The organism is Streptomyces plumbidurans, from assembly GCF_019857225.1.
Classification (GTDB): domain Bacteria; phylum Actinomycetota; class Actinomycetes; order Streptomycetales; family Streptomycetaceae; genus Streptomyces; species Streptomyces plumbidurans.
On sequence record NZ_JAFJSY010000084.1, the window covers coordinates 26,417 to 47,077 of the forward strand.

General features: G+C 69.6%; 9 protein-coding genes and 1 pseudogene. 7 read left to right on the plus strand and 3 right to left on the minus strand.

Annotated features, from left to right (window positions below):
- Positions 1-8 precede the first annotated feature (8 nt).
- Positions 9-1,364, minus strand: coding sequence for a phosphatase PAP2 family protein (locus JYK17_RS34250; RefSeq protein ID WP_108012536.1), 1,356 nt, complete (start codon positions 1,362-1,364; stop codon positions 9-11).
- 565 nt (positions 1,365-1,929) lie between these two features.
- On the opposite strand from JYK17_RS34250, the gene JYK17_RS34255 reads away from it, so the two are divergent.
- The gene (locus JYK17_RS34255) at positions 1,930-2,994 is read left to right on the plus strand and encodes a glycoside hydrolase family 3 N-terminal domain-containing protein (protein ID WP_234547272.1); all 1,065 of its coding nucleotides are present in this window, start codon (positions 1,930-1,932) and stop codon (positions 2,992-2,994) included.
- A 6-nt stretch (positions 2,995-3,000) separates the two neighbouring features.
- Here the strand turns inward: JYK17_RS34255 and JYK17_RS34260 are convergent, their stop codons facing one another.
- Both JYK17_RS34260 and JYK17_RS34265 read right to left on the minus strand, forming a co-directional pair.
- Entirely contained in the window at positions 3,001-3,774 is a 774-nt protein-coding gene (locus JYK17_RS34260) for a glycosyltransferase (protein WP_222811907.1), read from the minus strand.
- A gap of 144 nt (positions 3,775-3,918) precedes the next feature.
- The gene (locus JYK17_RS34265; protein ID WP_108012533.1) at positions 3,919-5,571 is read right to left on the minus strand and encodes a beta-1,3-glucanase family protein; all 1,653 of its coding nucleotides are present in this window, start codon (positions 5,569-5,571) and stop codon (positions 3,919-3,921) included.
- A gap of 390 nt (positions 5,572-5,961) precedes the next feature.
- Between JYK17_RS34265 and JYK17_RS34270 the strand changes: the two genes are divergently transcribed.
- The 6 genes and pseudogenes from JYK17_RS34270 to JYK17_RS34295 form a co-directional block, all read left to right on the plus strand.
- Positions 5,962-8,568 (plus strand): glycoside hydrolase family 127 protein, encoded by a 2,607-nt coding sequence (locus JYK17_RS34270; protein WP_222811908.1) that lies wholly within the window; start codon positions 5,962-5,964, stop codon positions 8,566-8,568.
- A 176-nt stretch (positions 8,569-8,744) separates the two neighbouring features.
- A complete protein-coding gene (locus JYK17_RS34275) occupies positions 8,745-12,152 on the plus strand; it encodes a glycosyl hydrolase (protein WP_222811909.1) in 3,408 nt (1,135 codons plus the stop codon).
- A 122-nt stretch (positions 12,153-12,274) separates the two neighbouring features.
- The gene (locus tag JYK17_RS34280; RefSeq protein WP_222811910.1) at positions 12,275-15,544 is read left to right on the plus strand and encodes a family 78 glycoside hydrolase catalytic domain; all 3,270 of its coding nucleotides are present in this window, start codon (positions 12,275-12,277) and stop codon (positions 15,542-15,544) included.
- 118 nt (positions 15,545-15,662) lie between these two features.
- A complete protein-coding gene (locus tag JYK17_RS34285; protein WP_222811911.1) occupies positions 15,663-18,206 on the plus strand; it encodes an MGH1-like glycoside hydrolase domain-containing protein in 2,544 nt (847 codons plus the stop codon).
- Positions 18,207-18,248: 42 nt separating this feature from the next.
- Positions 18,249-20,345 (plus strand): glycoside hydrolase family 30 protein, encoded by a 2,097-nt coding sequence (locus JYK17_RS34290; RefSeq protein ID WP_222811912.1) that lies wholly within the window; start codon positions 18,249-18,251, stop codon positions 20,343-20,345.
- 95 nt (positions 20,346-20,440) lie between these two features.
- Positions 20,441-20,661, plus strand: a pseudogene (locus JYK17_RS34295) (1,3-beta-glucanase); the annotation flags it as partial.

A 20,661-nucleotide genomic window follows, 5' to 3' on the forward strand; every position in this document is an offset into this window, starting at 1 on the left:
CCGCGAGTCTAACCTCCGACGTCTGCCGTGCCGCCTTGCCGTCGGACCAGTTCGGGCCCCGGGACGGCCGGTTGCCGGGCGGGCACCGTTCCCGCTTCCCAGGCCGCGGTGGTGCGTATGTAGGCGTAGATCACCGAGGCCATGGCGAGGAGGAGCAGGGGGCCGGCCAGCCAGGGGTGCAGGGCCATCTCGACCGGGCGATAGCGGTACGACAGCAGGAGGGTGCCGAAGACGGTCGTGCCGTAGGTGACCAGGTGGATCCCCGACCAGTCCCAGCCGTGGTCGTGGGCACGCAGGGCGGCCTCGATCGTGAGCGTGAACACAACACCGGCGATGAGGTCGGCGCCGTAGTGGTATCCGAAGCCGAGCGTCGCGGTGAGGGTGGCGATGAGCCAGAACGTGCCGGCGTAGCGCAGCGCGCGCGGGCCCTTGCGGGAGTGGATGAAGATCGCGGTGGCCCATGCGGTGTGCAGGCTCGGCATGCAGTTGCGTGGGGTGACCTGGTCGAAGGGCATGTGGTGCGGGGCGCCAATCTGGACCGGCGTCCGCGGCCACAGATCGGCGGCGGCCCAGTGCGCGCTGGGCGGCATGTGGGGCGCCCACAGGCTGACGCCCTCCCAGTGCGCGGTGCCGGTGCCGTAGGCGAACAGCGGGCCGACCACCGGGAAGATCATGTAGAAGACCGGTCCGACGAGGCCTATCACGAGGAACGTGCGCACCAGGTGGTGGCGCGGGAAGCGGCGTTCGGCGGCGACATGGCGCAACTGGTACAGCGCGACGGCGACGGCGGCCACCGGGAGCTGGCCGTAGACGATGTCGAGGAAGTTGAAGCCGACGGGGCCGCAGGCGGTCACGATGCGCCCAACCAGCCAGGAGGGGTTGCCCAGTGCGTGGTCGGTGGTCGCCACGTACTGGTCGAGCACCATGGGGCGGGTTTGGGCGGTGATGAACAGCCAGGCGTCGCCGGTCTTGCGGCCCGTCACCAGCAGCAGGGCCAGTCCGACGCCCTTGAGCAACAGGGTGCGGTCCGCGCCGGTGCGGCGGGTGACGGCGATGACCGCGCAGCCCAGGATCACCCACAGCGCGCCGTTGCCGAAGGGGTGGCCGTCGGTCACCCTGATGCCGGCCGTCCAGCGGACCAGCGAGAAAACGATGTCAATGCCGAGGGCCGCGCCCAGCGCGATGAAGCGCTGCCGCCAGGTGAGCACCACCATCATCAACGCCATGCCCGCATAGAGCACGCCGCCTGATTTCGGCGGGAGGATCACCTCTCGCGCCTGGGTCGTGATTGGCCCGGGCAGGCCGTAGTGGCGTACGGCGAATTCCAGCCCGATGAGGAAGCCGGCGACCGCGATCGCCACCACGGCCCAGAGTCTCGCTCCGGGCTGCAACTGTCTGCCTGTCAATTGCGAACCGCTTCACTAGATGCCGGCTGTGCCGCCCGCCCCGTCTGTTCTGCCCCGGCCACCGCACCCGCGGTTCGAATGAATCTCCCCATACCCTGCTTCACTTCGCCCCCTAGATCGAATGAGCGAAACACAACGAATCTGCGCAGGTCAATAGAGATGCGAAAGTCATCACTCAGCGAACGCACAGTGACCTCTGAGTCAACTCTCAGTGATCACTTGGTGCCCGCTCGTCAGCCGGAGAGCGCCATCGCCAGCGGAGGCGTATCCCGCCTTCTGGATGTACGTTTACTCGAACGGGAGGAATGTCCATCGTCGGCGGCCGCCTGAAGGGATACCCGGTCCGCCGGGCGTGCCGCGAGGGACCTTCATGACATCTCAGCAGGCGCCGAATCATCGCTCGAACAGGATGCGGGCACTGTGGCCCGTCCCCGTGGTGACGCTCTCGCTGGCGGCAGCAAGCCTGGTGGGCGCATGCACGTCTCACGCGGCCGGCAGAACGAACGCACCGGCCCCCTCCGCCATGAGCGCAGCCCCTAGCTGCGTCGACAAGGTCTACGGAGCGATGACGGGTCCGCAGCGCGTCGGTCAGCTCTTCATGGGCGCCGTCACCGCGTCCAGCCCTGACCGGCAGAAGATCCAGCTGATGCGCCAGTCACACGTCGGGTCGGTGTTCCTGGCCGGACGCAGCAGCGCGGGTACACGGGCGACCAAGGCCCTCGTCGACAGCCTCCAGGCGCAGGCCGACACCGTGGCCGGGAAGCGCGTGTCCCTGCTGGTCTCCACCGATCAGGAGGGCGGCCATGTGCAGGTGTTGTCCGGTCCGGGGTTCTCGGCCATTCCGAGCGCGCTGACGCAGGGCAGCTGGTCGACCTCGTATCTGCGCAGCCAGGCCGCCACATGGGCCGAGCAGCTCGGGGCGGCCGGAGTGAATCTGAACCTCGCGCCCGTGGCCGATGTCGTCCCGGCCTCTGTGGGCAGGAACAACGCGCCGATCGGCGGCTACGACCGCGAGTTCGGCCATACGGCCGCGACGGTGACGCCGCACAGCAACGCGTTCGCCGCCGGAATGGCCCGGTCGAAGGTGCTGGCCACGCTGAAGCACTTCCCGGGGCTCGGCAGCGTTCGCGGCAATACGGACACCACGGCGAACGTGGTGGATTCGGTGACGACACGCACGAGTTCGAGCCTCGACCCGTTCCGTTCCGGGATCAAGGCGGGCGCGCCCTTCGTCATGATCTCCTCGGCCACGTACAGCAGGATCGACCCGAAGCACCAGGCCGCGTTCTCCTCCACGGTGATCAAGGACATGCTCCGCAAGGACTTCGGCTTCAAGGGTGTGGTCGTGTCCGACGACCTCGGCCAGGCGGTTGCCGTGAAGGCCGTGCCCCCGGCCGACCGGGCAGTGAACTTCTTGTCGGCAGGCGGGGATCTGGTGCTGACGATCGAGCCGACCCAGATCCCGGTCATGGCCAAGGCGGTGCAGACCCGCATGGCACAGAACTCGGCCTTCCGCGCCCAGGTCGACCAGAGCGTCCACCGCGTCCTGGCGGCCAAGCAGCGGGAAGGGCTGCTGTCCTGCGGGTGAGCTGGTTCAGTCTTCCTCGTAGCGCCACTGCCCGAGGCGGGCAAGGGCTTCGGCCCGTTCCCCGATGACGGCCATGCGTGCCGTGCGCTCGCCCTCGTGCAGATGGGACTCGTGGCTGGTCACCTGCCCCGGCCACTTCCGGTAGAGGAGCCCGGTCTCCGCACTGAACCAGCCGCGGCTGACCGCGTTCAGCGCGAGCAGGAGGCCGGTGTCCTCCGATGCCGGCAGGGCCATCCATCCGCCGAGGGCGAGGAGGAGATTCCGGCGTACGCAGAGCGTTGCGGGGTGAACCTGGGCGCGGTGGTCGTGGGCTTTCCAGTGGTCCAGGACGGCTCCCCGCTCGATCGGTCCCTCCGGCGGGTCCTGGTCGAAGGCGACGGTCGAGCCGTCCGGCAGGAGGTCGAGGGCCCGCGAGGTCGCCCAGCCGATGCCTGCCTGCGAGACGGCGGCGATGTCGCGTGCGAGCGTGCCGGGGGTCAGCATGTCGTCCGCGTCCAGCACCTTCACCAGGCTGCCGCGGGCGCGTGCGAGGCCCATGGTCCGGGCCATGGCCGCGCGTCCGGCGCGCCCTTGACCGAAGCTCACGCGTACGTCGTCGGGCACGAGCGGGGTCACGGCGTCGCTCTCACCGTCCTCCTGAACCACCCACTGCCACTCCCACCCAGCGGGCATCTCCTGGTCGAGGAGCGACTGGTAGGCGTCCGGCAGATACTCCGCCCCCGGCGCATGCACGGCCGTGACGATGCTGATCGTCCCGCCCGCGATGCGCTCGTGCGCCATGGCCACCTGAACTCCACCGGTCTCGATCGGCGTGCCCGATCAAGATAGCTCCTCAGGAGGAGTTGATCACCGCCGGCCAAGGCGGAGGTCGAGATCGGCGTCGCCCAGTTGCTCGACGCCGTCCCGACCTCCGTCTCACCGGGGTCAGCGGGTGAAGGTGAACCAGTTGACGTTGGTGAAGTCCGAAGTGCTTCCCGAGAAGACCAGATAGACGTCGTGGACGCCGGTGGCGGAGGCGACGACGTTCGCGGGGATCGTCTGCCAGTTCTGCCAGCCGCCGTTGTTGCCGAAGTCGATCTCGGCGATCTTGGTGCCGCCGGTGCTGTCGAGCCGTACCTGGATGGCACCGCTGACACCGGCGGCCGCGCCGGACGCGAGCCGTGCCTTGAACTGGCTCGGGGAGGTCGAACCGAAGTCCACGGAGGAGTACTTCAGCCAGTCACCGTTCGCGATGTACCCCACGTCGCTGCCGCCCCCGGTGTCGGAGCAGCTCTCGGTGGTGGTCCCGCTCTGTGCCGAGTAGGACTCCGCCTGGATGGTGTCGTAGGCGCTGACGCCGCCTCCGCCGCCGCCCCCTCCGCCGGCGGCTCCGGCGCCCAGGGTGATGCTCCACGAGGTGGGCGCCCCGTCCTGGATGTGACCGTCGACGGGGGCCGAGCCGGTGGGGCCGACGTCGTCGTAGGGGAAGGCGTAGCCGATGCTGGCGTACTTGTGGACCAGCCTGGCGTAGTGGTTGGTGATCGAGTCCTGGTAGTACTGCGAGGGGGTCACGCCGTCGGGCTGGTTGTTCCCGCCGGAGACCAGAAGTGAGCTGCGGTTGAGCGCGGCCGCGAGCCGGGCGGCTATCGCCCCGCGTGCATCCCCGCCCGAGTTGTAGAGGGGCCCGGACGCACAGCCGAAGATGTCGACGGCGCTGGGCTTGGTGAACGGCACGCCGTTGGTGTTGAGGCCGGAGAAGACGATGGCGTTTCCGGAGACGGTGCCGGTGTAGGAGCCGATGCTGCCCTGGCCGTTGATGGTCAGCGGAGTGGAGGCGTAGTGGCTCCACACCCGGTTCAGGTAGTCGTCCCAGTAGCCGCCGAAGTCCACCGGCGAGTGCGAGGGCGACATGACGCGCAGCACCCCGCCGGACGAGTCGGAGACCACCAGCCTGTCCCAGGGCGCTCCGTCGGAGGCGTGCTGTGCCTGGAGCCCGGAGGCGATGGAGGCGAGCGCGCCGGCGGGCAGCGGGGTGACCGACTGGTTGCCGCCGCTGCCGGTGCTGGCCATCGAGATCGGCAGCGCGACCATGTCGACGTAGGAGATGTTCGCGTAGAGGTTGGCGCTGTTGAAGGTGAACTCGCAGAACGTCCAGTTGGTGGACCAGTTGGGGTCGGAGCTGACGAGCGCGGGCTGTACGACGCCGGGTGGGTTGCCCGGGTTGACGAAGAACTGGAGCTTCTTGCCGACCGAGAACCAGACACGGCCGCCGATGACGTAGTCGGTCAGGTTGACGGTGACGCCGGCCGAGCCCGAGGCGCCGAGGGCGATGGAGTAGTCGGCGATGGGGGTCACCGGCGACGACGGATTGGGCAGCCGATTCAGGGCGCCGTTCGCCGAGACGAAGACCGGCCAACCGCTGCTGTCGGAGCCCGAGATGTAGGCGTAGACCGTGTCGTTGCCGGAGTTGTTCGCCAGTTTCACGGGGAGAGAGACGCCCGCTGCCGCCGCGGTGGAGGCCAGCGGCGTGAACGGGCCGAGCGCAGTCGCGGCGGTGACGGAACCAGCCGCGGCCAGGAAGGAGCGTCGCGAAACCACAGGGGCCCTCCCGGAGGAATGAAGCCCGTCAACTCATGTGACGGATGGGGGGTGTTGCGTCTTGTGCGGTTCTGTGCGAGGGGACGTTATTGGACTGGACCAATTCGGTCAAGAGTCCGGACGAGGCGGGCGGTCCGGGTTTGCGCTCGGAATGCAGGTCGTTGCCTGTAGCACGTATGAATTGAACGTTTCAAAATCGCGGACGGGATCCCCGCCCATCGCCGCCCCCTGGATGCTCGACATTTCGAACGAGAAGCCTACTGATCAGTGTTCTTGTCAGAAGCCTTGACGGCCACTGTGCACGCATTTACCGTCTCCCGGCAGCGCCTTAAACGATTCAAATTTCTTGGCCACTCAGGGAATTGCTGCCCACTCGAAGGGAGCCAGCGCGTGCCCGAACAGCGCGTCCCCGCCACTCCTTCCCGCCGTCAGATCGTGTTCGCGGCCTCGGCCGCGGCGGCCGTCACCGCACTGCCCTCCCCCATGTCCGCGCCCGCATACGCGGCCGCTTCGACAGACGCATTTGCGGCAGGCCTCGCGGACCGTGGTCATGCCGAGAGACCCAAGGCGGAGCCGCTCCTCTCCGCCTTCCCGCTCTCCCAAGTACGGCTGCTCGACAGCCCGTTCCTCGCCAACATGCGGCGCACCTGCGCCTATCTCCGCTTCATCGACATCGACCGGCTGCTGCACACGTTCCGCGGCAATGTCGGCCTGGCGTCCACCGCCCAGCCCTGCGGCGGGTGGGAAGCGCCGGACGTGCAGTTGCGCGGGCACAGCACCGGCCATCTGCTCAGCGCACTGGCGCAGGCGCATGCGAACACCGGTGACAGCGCGTACGCCGACAAGGGCCGCGCTCTGGTCTCCGCACTGGCGCAGTGTCAGCGGGCCGCGACCTCGGCGGGATTCCACCGGGGCTATCTGTCCGCCTTCCCCGAGTCGGTCTTCGACCAGCTGGAGGCGGGCGGCAAGCCGTGGGCCCCGTACTACACGCTGCACAAAATCATGGCCGGACTGCTGGACCAGTACCAACTGAGCGGCAACCGAGAGGCGTTCGAGGTTCTGCTGGAGAAGGCGGCCTGGGTGGACGCACGGACGGCGCCGCTCTCCCACGAGCAGATGCAGACGGTGCTGAAGGTCGAGTTCGGCGGCATGAACGACGTACTCACCCGGCTCTACCAGGTCACCGGTGACAGTGCCCATCTGCGGACCGCTCAGCGCTTCGATCACGAGGACCTGTACGCGCCGCTGGCCGCGGGCCGCGACGAGCTGGCCGGACGGCACGCCAACACCGAGATCGCCAAGGTCGTCGGCGCCGTGCCGAGTTACGAGGCGACCGGCGATTCCCGGTATCTGCACGTCGCCGACACCTTCTGGACGACGGTCGTCCGGCACCACTCCTACGCCATCGGCGGCAACTCCAACCAGGAACTCTTCGGCCCGCCGGACGAGATCGTCAGTCGGCTCTCCGAGGTGACCTGCGAGAACTGCAACAGCTACAACATGCTCAAGCTCGGGCGGCAGCTCTTCCTGCACAGCCCGGAGCGCGCCGAGTACATGGACCACTACGAGTGGGCCCTCTACAACCAGATGCTCGGCGAGCAGGACCCGGACTCCGACCACGGCTTCGTCACGTACTACACGGGCCTGTGGGCGGGCTCGCAGCGCGAGCCGAAGGGCGGTCTCGGCGCGGCTCCCGGCAGCTACAGCAGCGACTACGACAACTTCTCCTGCGACCACGGCACGGGCCTTGAGACGCACACGAAGTTCGCCGACAGCATCTACTTCTGCTCCAACGCATGTCACTCACGGCCCACTTTGTACGTGAACCTCTTCATTCCGTCCGAACTCAGCTGGTCGGCGGTAGGTGTGACGTTGCGTCAGGAGACGGACTACCCAAAGGGCGACCGCACACGGCTGACCGTCACGGACGGCGCCGCGCATTTCACGATGAAGATCCGGATCCCGTCCTGGGCGGCCGGAACGGGTCGCGCGCCCACCCTTCAGGTCAACGGCCGCCCGATCGCCGCACATGTGCGGCCCGGCAGCTATGCCACGGTGGAACGTCATTGGCGAACCGGCGACGTCGTCGAACTCGTACTGCCGCGCACGCCCGTGTGGCGTGCCGCCCCGGACAATCCGCAGGTCTCCGCGCTGTCCTACGGTCCCCTGGTCCTGGCCGGGGAGTACGGCGACACCGCCCTGGCCACCCTGCCCACCGTCCGGCCCGACAGTCTGCGGGCTACGCCAGGCAGGCCCACCGCGTTCACCGCCGTGGCCGACGGTCGCACGGTCACTCTGCGCCCGTTCCACGAGGTCCAGCACCAGCGCTACAACGTGTACTGGGCCCACACCCCACGACCCGGCCGCGAAAGGGACATCGCCCGCTACCCGTTGCGCGAAGGCAGCGGCACGACGACGGCCGACACCACCGGTACCTTCGCCGACGCGACACTCGCGGGCGGCGCCACCTGGACGACCGACGGCGGCGACAGCGCCGTGGCGTTCGATGGGGTGAGCGGTCATCTGGCGCTTCCGGCCGGGCTGTTGAGCGGCCTGGACGAGCTGACCGTCAGCGTCCGGGTACGGGTCGACATCCTCGCCCCGTCCGCCCGGGTCTTCGACCTCGGGTACCACAAGGACACGTACCTCTTCCTCGCCGCGACCACCGGAGCCGGGCGTGCCCGCGCCGCGCTGAAGATCGCCGGCATGGAGGCGGAGGACGTGGTGGACGCCGCCGGGCCGCTGCCGGTCGGCAGCTGGACGCATGTGGCCCTGACGCTGGGCAACGGCACAGGCGTGCTCTACCTCGACGGCATAGAGGCCGGCCGCAATACCGCGATGGTCAGCGGTCCCCTGCTGCTGGGCGCGACCAGCCGCAACTATCTGGGGCGCTCGCAGAACATTACCCACCCGTACCTGCACGGAGCCGTGCGCGACTTCCGGCTGCACAACCGGGCGTTGAGCGCGGCGGAGGTGGCACGGCTGGCCGGCGGCTGAGCCCCGGTCACCTGTCTGCCGCACCGCCGACGCAGGAGGCCCGGCGACGCAGGAGGCCCGGCGACGCATGACCGCGCCCCATCCACTCCCGCAGGGTCGTACCCGTATACGCACGTGTCGGCGCACCTCGACCCACCTCACCTACCTGGCAACCGCACCCGCACAAAGGACCCTCCATGCCCGCACCACAGCCCGAACACCCCCTTCCCAGACGCACGTTCGTCGTCGCGGCCGGCGTCGCCGGTGGCGTGCTCGCCACGGGCCTGCCCGTGCCGGCCTGGGCGGCAGGTTCCGCCTCCGCGGCACCAACCACCGAGACCACGCGCCGCGGTTACTCCGCTCCCGGCTTCGCCGACCCCGCCAAGGACAGCCGGCCGACCGTCTACTGGTACTGGAACGGCCCGGTCACCCCCGACCTTGTGGACCGTCAGATGGCGGACCTGCGCGACAAGGGCATGTACGAGGTCGTCCTGTTCTCCTTCGACAACGCCGAGATGCAGCCCGCCTTCTTCACGGAGGGATGGTTCGACATCGTGGGCCATGTCCTGCGCACCGCAGAGCGCACGGGCATGCGGGTGTGGCTGTTCAACGACGACCACTTCCCGAGCGGCCGGGCCGGGGAGTACATCGTCAAGGGCGGCACGGTCGGCTCCCGCACCTACCCGCCCCGGCCGGAGCTGCGGCTGAAGGCTCTGTGGCGGTCGACCACCGTGGTGAAGGGACCCGCCACCTTCGACCTGCACCGCAGCACGGGCGTCGGCGTGGAGGGGGGTCATCTGGTTGCCGACGCCGATGTGCTGAACGGTGCCGCGGTCCTGCGCGGCGGAGAGAGCTGGAGCGACTGCACGGTCAGCGGCAGTGCGAAGGCCGACCACACCGCGGCCGGGCTCGTCGTCCGCGCCACCGCCGACGGTCTCGGCGGATACGCGGTCGGCTTCGACCAGACCGGTGTCGTCACCGTGCTCCGCCTGCAAGAGGACGCCGCGCCGGTGGAGCTGCTGCGCAGCACCCGCACCGACGGCTTCAACAAGACGAAGTTCCACACGCTGAACGTGTCCGTGCGCGGCAACAGTTTGTCCGTCACGCTGGACGGCCGGGACAAGGGTTCCGTCACCGACGACCGGTACGCCACGGGAAGTGTCGGCGTGCGCGCGGTCGGGGACGAGCGCGGTCTGTGGGACAGCCTGTCCGTCACGTCGGCCGACGGCAGCACCCTGTACACGTCCTCCTTCGACACGGCGGACGCCGCCGGGGACTTCCCCGAGCGTGCCGCCCTGGCGTCCCGGGCAGTGGCCGCCGCGGCGCGCCCCGCGGCCTCCGCCGACGCCTCCGACGTCGTCGACCTGACGGACCGGCTCGACGGGGACGCCAAGTGGCCGGTCCCTGCGGGACGTTGGCAGATCGACGTGTTCGGCGGGGTGCCGCTCATCGACGACAGCCAGGGTTACAGCCGCAGTTACGTGGATCTGCTCGACGACGAGCCCGTCAAGCTGTTCCTCGACATCGTGCCCGGCGAGTACTACCGCCGCTTCGGCAAGTACTTCGGAACCGTCATACCGGGGTTCTGGGACGACGAGCCGTTCTTCGCCTCCGCCGAGGCCCACTTCAAGCGGCTGCCGTGGTCACCCACGCTGGACCGGGCGTTGCGCGATGTCGGTGTGGAGCCGGGAGTGGCGTACGCCAGTGCGTTCGACGATCTCGGGCGGCCCGGCCGGATCGCCCGCGGCCGTTTCTGGCAGGCGGTGTCCAACCGGTTCGCCCGCTACTTCGAGCGCCAGTCCCGCTGGTACGACGAGCGCGGGGTCTCGTTGATCACCAATCCGCTGTACGACGAGACGGCGCCCGCCAAGCGGATTCCGTCGACCGGGGACCTGCACAAGGTCAACCAGTGGGCGCAGGTGCCCGGCGGCGACATCATCACCGCCGAGTACGTGGCCGGGGAGCAGACCATGCTGCCCCGCAACCCGGTGTCCGTCGCCCACCAGATGGGCCGTGAACGGGCCCTGATGGAGATGTTCGGGAACATGGGCTGGCAGGTCACGCCGTCGTTCGTGCATGCGACGGTCGGCGCGCAGGCAGCGCGCGGCGTCAACTTGACGGTGCTGCACGCCCTTTGGACCGACGAGACACTCGTCTACTTCCCGCCGCCGTTCGGACCCCGGGCCCCCTGGTGGTGGGCGATGAGGCCGCTCGCCGAGTGGATCGGGCGGCTGATGGAGGTCGCCCGAGGCACCTCCGGTGCTCGTACCGCGCTGCTCCAGCCGCAGCGCGCCGCCGAGCAGTGGACGGGCACCGACCGGCAGGGCGAGGTGGACGGCGCCTTCTCCGACGCCGCTTTCGCGCTGGAGCGGGCGCAGGTCGACTTCGACCTCGTCCACGAGGGCGCGCTCGCCGGGGACGACCAGCTGCTGTCCCGGGCTCGGGTGCGCGACGGCGCCCTCGCCGTGGGCGCCGCGCGCTACGACCTCGTGGTGCTGCCGGACACGTTCACGCTGGACGCGGCCTGCGTCCCTACGCTGGCCGCGTTCGTCCGGGCCGGTGGGACCGTCATCGCGGTCGGCGATCTGCCGGCCGATGACGCCGACGGCAACGACCGCTCGCTGGCCCGTGGCCTTTCCGACCTGTTCGGTGATGCGGAGTCCAGCAGCCGCCGCTACGGCGCGGGACGGGCCGTACGGGTGGCGGACGTGTCCGGTCTGCGGGCGGCCGCGCACGAGGCTGGGGTCGCCGCCGCCGTGCTCGAACCGGCCAGTGACGCGGTGCGGGTGCTCCGTGTCACGCGGGGCGCGGACACGGCGTTCCTGCTGAACAACGAGAGCGGCACCGCCGTCGAGACCACGGCGACCCTGCCCGTCGACGGCCTACCCGAGCTGTGGGACCCGTTGACCGGCGACACCGGCCCCGCGCCGCTGTATCGCACCTCCAAGCGGGGCATCCATCTGCCGGTCTCGCTGGAACCGTACGAGACGCGGATCGTGGTGGTGCGGCACGGTGGGCCGCCCGCGCCGCACCTCACCTCCTCGCCGCTGCCCGTCCTCGCCGTGCAGGAGGCCGGTCGCTCCTTGCGCGCGACCGTCGAGGCCTCGGCACCGGGTGTGCACCGGCTGACCGGCACGAGCGGCGGCCACACCTACGAGGGCACGGTCCGCGTGGACGATCCGCTCGCTCCGCTCGCCGTCACGGGCGACTGGACCCTCACCCTTGAACGCGACGGCGCCACACCCGTCACAGGCCCGCTGGGCAGCTGGACCGATCACGACCCGCTCTTCTCCGGCAGCGGCACCTACACGACCACTGTCTCCGTGGAGCGTGCGCAGCTCGACGGGCGGCGCGTCCTTCTCGATCTCGGCGACGTACGGGACATCGCGGCCGTGACCGTCAACGGCACAGCGCTGGAGCCTCAGTTGTGGGCACCCTTTGTCACCGACGTGACCGATCACCTGGTCGCGGGCGACAACCGGCTGGAGGTCCGGGTCGCCAACACCCTGTCCAACGAACGCAACAAGCCGCTGCCCTCGGGGCTGCTCGGTCCGGTGACGTTCCGCTTCCACCGTCGCGTCACGACCGACCTCAAGCGCGTGTGAACCACCCACGCAACGCCCTCCGTCGGTCCCCGTCCTCAAGGATCACAAGGATCACCATGCCCAGAGCCGATAGACCCGATAGACCTGAAAGGCCCGATAGACCTGAAAGGCCCGACAAACCTGTGAGGCCCGAGAGGCTCGGCAAACGCGGTGGCACTCGCCGCGCGCTCGTCCTGCCCGCCGCCCTGACCGCGTTCGTCACCGTGCTGGCCGTAACCGCCACCGCCACCGCCACCGCCACTACGGACACCACCATTTCCGCGAGCGACCTGCGAACTCAGCATCTCGACACGGCACTTGGTATCGACGACACCACCCCCGACCTGAGCTGGCAGACCACCGCGCACGCCGCGAACGCAGTGCAGGGCGCCTACCGTGTGCAGGCCGCCAGCTCGCCGCAGCGACTGCGGTCCGGGCGGCCCGACCTGTGGGACTCCGGCAAGGTGGCGTCGGCGGTGCCGGAGACGACGTATCACGGTCGCGCGCTCGGCTCCCGCGCTCATGTGTACTGGCGCGTCATGCTCTGGTCCGGGCACGGGCGGCAGGCGTCCCACTGGAGCGCCCCGGCCGAGTTCGAGACCGGGCTGACCCGTTCGTCGGACTGGGACGCGGACTGGATCACCCATCCCGACTGGCAGTTGAGCCATCGCAGCGTCGATCCTGTGGTCGTCAAGGTGCCGCGCACCACGGCTCGTTACGTCCGTCTGGACGTGACCCGTCTCGGTCTGCCGCTGGAGGAGAACTTCCCCGCCCGCACCTGGCGGCTTCAACTGGGCGAGATCGACGTGCGCGACTCCGTCACCTCGGCCGACGGTCTTGCCAAGGGCGCCGCAGTCACCGCGTCCGAGACGAACACGGTGCGCAAGACCTGGGAGCCCGCCCTCGCCGTCGACGGCCTGCCCAACAGCGCCCTGCAGACGGCGGCTGGTTACTCCAGCGCGGCCCATGACTCCGCCGACGTCTCCGACCATCCCGTAACGCTCACCCTCGACCTCAAGTCGGCCAAGTCGTTCGACGAGGTGGCCCTCTATCCGCGGGCGGACGTCCTCACCGACGACGGCAACGTCCCCTCCTTCCCCACCGACTACGCCCTGTCCGCGAGTGACACGGCCGACGGGCCCTTCACCGGCCTGGCACACGTGACAGGCCAGCAGCCCCCGAAGCCGTATCTGCCGTCCGGACTTCCCCTGCTCGCAAAGGACTTCGCCCTTCCGCGTGCGGTACGCAGTGCTCGCCTCTACATCGCCGGGCTCGGCATCTACGACGCCACGCTCAACGGCAAGCCGGTGGGTGACGCCGTCCTGGAGCCCGCCAACACGACGTACAACCGGCGTGTCCAGTACGTCACTTACGACGTCACGGACCGGCTGCGCAAGGGCGCCAACACCATCGGCGTGGCGCTCGGCAACGGTATGGCCAACGTGGTCAGCACCGCAGACCGCTACCGCAAGCTCTACGGCAACATCAGTGACCCCAAGCTCATCGCCCGGCTGGAGGTGACCCTCGCCGACGGCAGCGTCCGCACGATCACCAGCGGCGACGACTGGCGTGCCACGCTCGGCCCGACGACCTCCTCCAACTGGTACGGCGGCGAGGACTACGACGCCGGCCGCGAGACAGCGCACTGGGACGAACCGAGCGGCGACCGCTCCTCCTGGGAGCATGCGGTCACCGTCTCCGCCCCCGGCACGGAGCAGGATCCGGCCGTGCTCAGCGCCCGCGAGACGGAGCCGATCCGGAACGTGGAGACGCTCACCGGCAAGGAGGTCGAAGGGGCCGCGGGCAGTCGCGTCTTCGACCTGGGCCGCAACATCGCCGGCTGGCCGGAGATCACGATCGGCGGCGCCCCCGCGGGCAGCGAGATACGCATCTACCCGGCCGAGAGTCTGAAGGACGGGCACGCCTTCCAGTCCATCAGCAACATCGGATCGCCGGTGTGGGACAGCTACACGACGGCTTCCACCCGCACCGCGACCTGGCATCCGTCGTTCAGCTACCACGGGTTCCGGTACCTGGAGTTGAAGGGCGTTCCCGCGGGTGCGACGGTCACGGTACGGGGCAGGGTGCTGCGCACCGACAACGACTCCGCCGGTGAACTCACCACCTCCGACCCGCTGATCAACGGCATCCACTCACTGATCCGGCGCGCCATCGAGGGCAACACCATGAGCGTGCTCACCGACTGCCCCAGCCGGGAGAAGCTGGGCTGGCTGGAGCAGGACCAACTGGTGTTCCCGGCGCTGGCCGCCAACTTCGACATGGAGGCACAACTCCGCAAGATCGTGCGGGACATGGCGGACGCACAGACCGAGGACGGGCTGATCCCGAGCACCGCGCCGGAATACACCAGCCTGCCGGGCGCCTACCGCAACGACTCCAACTGGGGCGGCGCCTTCGTCCTCGTACCGTGGCAGCTCTACACGACCTACGGCGACGTCGACACCCTGCGCACCTACTACCCGCGTATGCAGCAGTACGCGGCGTTCCTTGAGAAGCAGGTCTCCGGCGGGATCCTCGACTACGGCCTGGGCGACTGGTTCACGCCCGACCGCACCTTCCCGCGGGCGGTGGCGGGCACCTACGGCTACTGGCGCGTCGTGGACACGATGGCGCGGATCGCCGCGCTCCTCGGAGATCAGGCCGCGGCCGACGACTACCGGGCGAAGGCCGACGCCAGCGTCCGGGCGCTGTCGGACACGTACTACTCCACGGCGACAGGCACGTTCGGCGGTGGCGGCCAGGGCGCCGAGGCCCTCGCCCTCGACATGGGCGCCTACCCGGCGGGCGAACGGGACCGTCTGCTCAGCCACTTCACGTCCTCCGTCGAGGCCGCAGGTCATCATCTGCTGCTCGGCGAGATCTCCTTGCCGTCCGCCTTCCGTGTGCTGTCCGCCGCCGGGCGCGACGACGTCATCGAGAAGATCGCCACGCAGACGACCAGTCCCAGCTACGGCTACCAGGTCCTGGCGGGCAACACGACGCTGGGCGAGTCCTGGGACGGCGGACCGGGGCAGTCGCAGAACCACTTCATGCTCGGCGCGATCGACTCCTGGTTCACCACGCGCGTCGCGGGGATCGACCAGACCGCCGACTCGGTCGGCTATCGCGAGCTGCTGATCGACCCTGCGGTGGCAGGCGAGTTGACGTCGGCGTCCGGTTCGTACCGCACCCCGTACGGCGTGGCGCGCACCGCGTGGAAACGGACCGGTGAGCAGTTCCGGCTGAGTGTCGACGTGCCGGCCGGCAGTACGGCCGAGATCCACGTCCCGGCGGCGAAGGGCCGGGCGGACGCTCCGCGCGGCGCACGTCTGCTGCGGGCCGGTGACACCGAGTCGGTGTACCAAGTGGGCTCCGGGCACTGGCAGTTCGAGTCGGGCATGCCGTCCTCCTGAGGTCGGTCGGGCACACCTCGGCGGCGAGGTGTGCCCGACGTTCCGCATACCTCGCGTCGAGGCGTGCCCGATGTTCCGACCGTCATCCGAAATACCGAACAAGAGAAGAGGACTGCATATGGCACCGCATCAGATGCCACGACGGCACTTCCTCGGCAGCGTCGGCGCGGCCGGGCTCGGCAGCGCGGCGATCGGCCTCGTGCCGGGCGCCGGCCAGGCCGAGGCGGCTCCGACCGGCACCGAGGGGCTTGTGGACGCGTCCGGCCGGCACCGGCCCGAGCTGCCGTATCCGACGTTGCGCCGGCCGTTCGCCATGCCCGGTGTCAAGGAGCAGGACTGGACCGGCGCGTTGTTCGTCGGCACCGGCGAGTCCCGGTTCGCCCTGCGCGTCGGGCTGCTCACCGCGCAGGGCAAGCTGCTCCGCGAGAAGATGACCAACTACCTCTGGCGGATCGGTCCGATGGCCCCGGACGGCGCCTACAAGGAGGTCCAGGTCACCACCGACGACCGCACCATCATGCCCGCGCACCTGGAGGCGCTGCGCGAGGTGATCGCGCACCCCGACCAGTGGTCGCAGAGCGAGGTCGACGATGCCACGGCCAAACTCCCGCAACTGCAGCAGAAGTACGACCAGGTGCAGAGCGAGAAGCGCACCATCCGCGTGCGTTACGCCCGCACGGGCGACGGCAGCGGTCTGGTCGGTGCCGTCACCGCACTCGACGACGACACGACCGTGGTGCTCGAACTCTCCTCACCCTGGGGTGAGTTGGCGTCCTACGCCGTGGACGGCAGCTGTCTGACGGGCAGCGCCCCGGGATTGTCGGACACGACCCGCACCGGTCACGTACGGCTGTCGCCCACCGAACCCGCCGACAGCAGCGGCTGCTACGCCTCGGTCGCCGACATGACGGCGGCGGTCACCGGCGGCACCGGCACACCGGGCAGCGCCGTCGCCGCGCTCGTCTACCGTCTCGGCAAGGGACGGACCATCACGTTCGCCGCCCGCGTCGACGACCGTACGGTCAAGGCCGAGGCGCCGGAAGCACACGAGGTGGAGCGCACGCTGGCCGCGGGCGCTCATGTCCGCGGCGGCAACCTCACCGGCTCGGGACCGGTGGGACGGGCGGCTGACACCGTACGCGACGCGCTGTCGCTCAACACGAACTACGACCGGGACCGCCACCGCAACTTCGTGATGTGGGGATGGGGCGGCGGAGGCGGCCTGTTCACGGGTTGGGACTCGGCCTTCGACGCCGTGAACGCGGCCCTCGTCAGTCGGACGCTCGCCCTGCAGCACGAGACGGACGTCTTCGAGGCCCCGGCGCCGCCCAACCAGGTGCCGCTGCTGGGGCCGCGCTACGACCAGCAGAACTCCGGGCCCATGCACGCCTACGCGGCCTGGCGGCTGTACACCAAGTTCGGCGACCGCTCGATACTGGAGAAGACGTATCCCGCGCTCGTCACCTTCCACGACCTGCTGCCCGAGTGGGACACCGACCGCGACGGCCTGCTGGAGACCCCCTACTTCGGGGACCGGGTCGGCGGCCGGGGCAACCACCTCGGCCTGGACGACAGTCCCGTCTACGCCGACTACCACCGCATCCCCAAGCAGGGCGGCAGCGGCGACAAGCGCGACAACACCGACCTCACCGACGTGGCGCTCAACTCCTACTACGCGCTGCTCGCCGAGACTTTGGCCAAGATGGCGCTCGTACTCGACAGACCGCAGGACGCCCAGCGGTTCGCCGCACAGCACGCGACGATCCGGCGCCTGCTCAACGACCGCCTGTGGCACGCCGAGAAGGGCCTGTACCTGAGCCGCTACCTCGACGGCACCTGGAACGAGGTCGTCACCCCGACCGTCTTCTACCCGCTGTTCGCAGGCATCGCCACACCGGAGCGCGCACGCGTCCTGGTCGAGCAACACCTGCTCGATCCTAGGGAGTTCTGGGGTGAGTACGTCGTCCCCAGCGTCGCCCGCAACGATCCGGCCTACTGCTCCGGCGGACCGGTGCACCCCGACTCCGAGCACTTCCGCTTCTTCGACCGCTACGGCGAGGACACTGCGCCGGAGCAGTGGAAGGGCGCGGTGTGGCCGCCGATGAACGCCACGGTCTACGACGGCGTCAAGCGGTACGGCTTCGACCACGTCGCCGGGCAGTTCGCCGCGCGCAGCGCCGCGATGTACCTCGACGCCTGGGACAAGGAGAACTGGTTCCCGGAGTCCTTCGACCCCGAGCCGGGGCAGTCGATCATGGACTCGGCCGTCGACACCGCCTGGCGCACCTACTCCTGGTCCAACGCGATGGCCGTGCCGGGCCTGCACGAACTCATCTCCGACAATCCGTGGGACGGCGACGCTTCGGCCCTCATGTTCGGCACGCTCTCACTGCCGGGCACCAACACCGTCGCCAACGTCCAACTGCGCGGCCACACTTACGCCGTCTCCGCCGGACCCGACAGGACCACGCTGGTCCGGGACGGCCGCACCGTCTTCCGGGCCACCGGCGCCCGCGTCGCCGTCCGCAACTTCGTACTCCATGCCTCCGGCGCCTCCTTCGACATCAACGCCGACGGCCCCGCCCGCATCGAGGTCTTCGGCAAGGACGGCCGTGCCCGAGGCCGGAAGGTACCCGCCGGCCGCACCCACGTCTCCCTCTGAAGCGCCCGTCTGAACCACCCGCCCGACAACCTACGGAGAACCATGCCCGGAACCCCAAGACGGAGCGGCGCGCTGCGCCGGCTCCCCGGACGCGCCGCCCGCGCGGTGTGCGCCCTTGCCGTGTCCTGCCTGGCGCTCGTCGCCCCGGCCACGGCACACGCCGACACCGGCACGCCACCGGTGCAGCAGATCGCCGTGGACGGCGCCGGTACCGGGCGCGTCTTCGACGGCATCGGCGCCATCAGCGGAGGCGGCGGCACCTCACGGCTGCTCGTCGACTACCCCGAACCGGAGCGCAGCCGCATCCTGGACTATCTCTTCAAGCCCGGTTACGGCGCCTCGCTGCAGATCCTCAAGGTGGAGATCGGCTCCGACACCAACTCCAGCAACGGCGCCGAGCCCAGCCACATGCGCACCCCCACCCAGGTTGACTGCGACCGCGGCTACGAGTGGTGGCTCATGGAGCAGGCCCACAAGCGCAACCCGCAGATCCGGTTCTACGGCCTCGAATGGGGCGCGCCCGGCTGGTTCGACGGCGGCTTCTGGTCGCAGGACAACATCGACTATCTGATGCAGTGGCTCGGCTGCGCGCAACAGCACGACCTGCACATCAACTATCTCGGCGGCTGGAACGAGAAGGGCTGGGACGCCGCCTGGTACGGCAAGCTCAAGGCCGCCCTGGTGCGCCACGGCCATGGTGACGTCAAGGTGGTGGCCGCCGACAACGCCGGCTGGCAGGTGGCCACCGACATGAAGAACGACCCCGCCTTCGACGCGGCCACGGACGTCGTCGGCATCCACTACCCCTGCTCCGCCGTCCACTGCTCCAGCTCACCGGACGCCCTCAGTCTCGACAAGCCGCTGTTCGCCAGTGAATCGGGCTGGAACAACTACCTCACCGGTGCGACGCGACTCGCCGCAGAGATGAACCACGAGTACGTCGACTCCCGCATCACGGCGTTCATCAACTGGCCCGCCGCGTACGCCTGGTACCCGACCGTCCAGATGCAGGGCAGCGGTCTGCTCCAGGCCAACGAGCCGTGGAGCGGTCACTACGACCTCGGTCCGACGCTGTGGACCATCGCGCAGACCGCGCAGTTCACCCGGCCGGGCTGGAGCTACGTCGACTCCGCCAGCGGTTACCTCGACGGCGGCGGCACGTACGTGACTCTGCGGTCCCCCGGCCCTCGGCCCGCGTACACGACCGTGTTCGAGACGACCGGGGCGAGCGCGCCGCAGGATGTCAGCGTCACGCCGACCGGCAAGCTGCCGCGCGGTGCGCTGCATCGCTGGACGACCACCCTTGAATCCACCGACCCGGCCGACTGGTTCGTCCGCGGTCACGATGTGTCCCCGGACGCGAAGGGCGGCCACGGCATCACCCTTCAGCCGGGCACGGTCACGACGCTCACCACCATGTCCGGGGGCAAGGGCCGTGCAGCGGCGAGCGCGCCCCGCGCCCGGACCATGGCTCTTCCCTACCGCGACACCTTCGACGGCTACCGGACCGCGGCCATCCCGCGCTACGTCTCCGACATGGAGGGCGCCTTCCAGGTGGCGCCCTGCTCGACCGCGCCGCAGGCCGCCTCCGGCAGTCGGGGCACCGGCCGGTGCCTGCGTCAGTCCATCACGACGCCGCCCACGAAGTGGTCCAGGGTGGCCGCCCCGCTCACGTTGTCCGGTGACAGCCGGTGGACCGACTACACCGTCTCGGCGAAGGTGATGATCGACCACACCGGCACGGCCTCGCTGCTCGGCCGCGTGGTCAACCAGCTCAACAACGTCGGCACCGGCCGCGTCAACGCCTGGCAGGGCTACTACCTGAAGCTGTCGGACGCCGGCACCTGGTCGCTCGAGGTCCTCGCCCCCGACAAGACCACGCGTGTCCTGGCGAGCGGCAGCCTCTCCTCCCCCGGAGCCGACACCTGGCACCGACTCTCGCTCGGCTTCTCCGGACAGACGATCACGGCCCGGATCGATGGGACGGAGGTCGCCCAGGTCTCCGACACCACGTACGACCACGGCCAGGTCGGCCTGGGGCTGGACTCCTACACCACCTCGCAGTTCGACGATCTGACGGTGGTGGCGGCGCAGCACGCGAGCGCGTCGATCAGTGGTCCGTACCAAAGTATTGACTGACTCTTACTTCACTCCTTAAATCAAGAGGCGACGCCTTCATCCCCCACCCCGGTCGGCTCATCCGTGCGCCCGGCCGCCGTATGGAAGGAAGAGCCGTGGCCTCTCCACGTCTGCTCCGAAGATGCTTGTTCGCAGCCCTCTCCGCCGTGCTGGTCGCGTCCGCCGCGACCGGTGCGGCGCAGGCGGTTCCGCCGGACGCCTCCCCCAGCGCCTCGCACGCGGCCGCCGCGGTGGCTGCGTTCACCGACAACTTCGACGGCCCCGCGGGTGCCGCCGTCGACGGCTCGAAATGGCAGACCGAGACCGGCGACAACGT

Excerpts from the sequence above, each read along its gene's own strand:
- JYK17_RS34290 (WP_222811912.1), top strand. The coding sequence starts at position 18,249 with ATGCCCGGAACCCCAAGACGGAGCGGCGCGCTGCGCCGGCTCCCCGGA.
- JYK17_RS34255 (WP_234547272.1), top strand. The coding sequence starts at position 1,930 with ATGAGCGCAGCCCCTAGCTGCGTCGACAAGGTCTACGGAGCGATGACG.
- JYK17_RS34260 (WP_222811907.1), bottom strand. The coding sequence starts at position 3,774 with ATGGCGCACGAGCGCATCGCGGGCGGGACGATCAGCATCGTCACGGCC.
- JYK17_RS34285 (WP_222811911.1), top strand. The coding sequence starts at position 15,663 with ATGGCACCGCATCAGATGCCACGACGGCACTTCCTCGGCAGCGTCGGC.
- JYK17_RS34275 (WP_222811909.1), top strand. The coding sequence starts at position 8,745 with ATGCCCGCACCACAGCCCGAACACCCCCTTCCCAGACGCACGTTCGTC.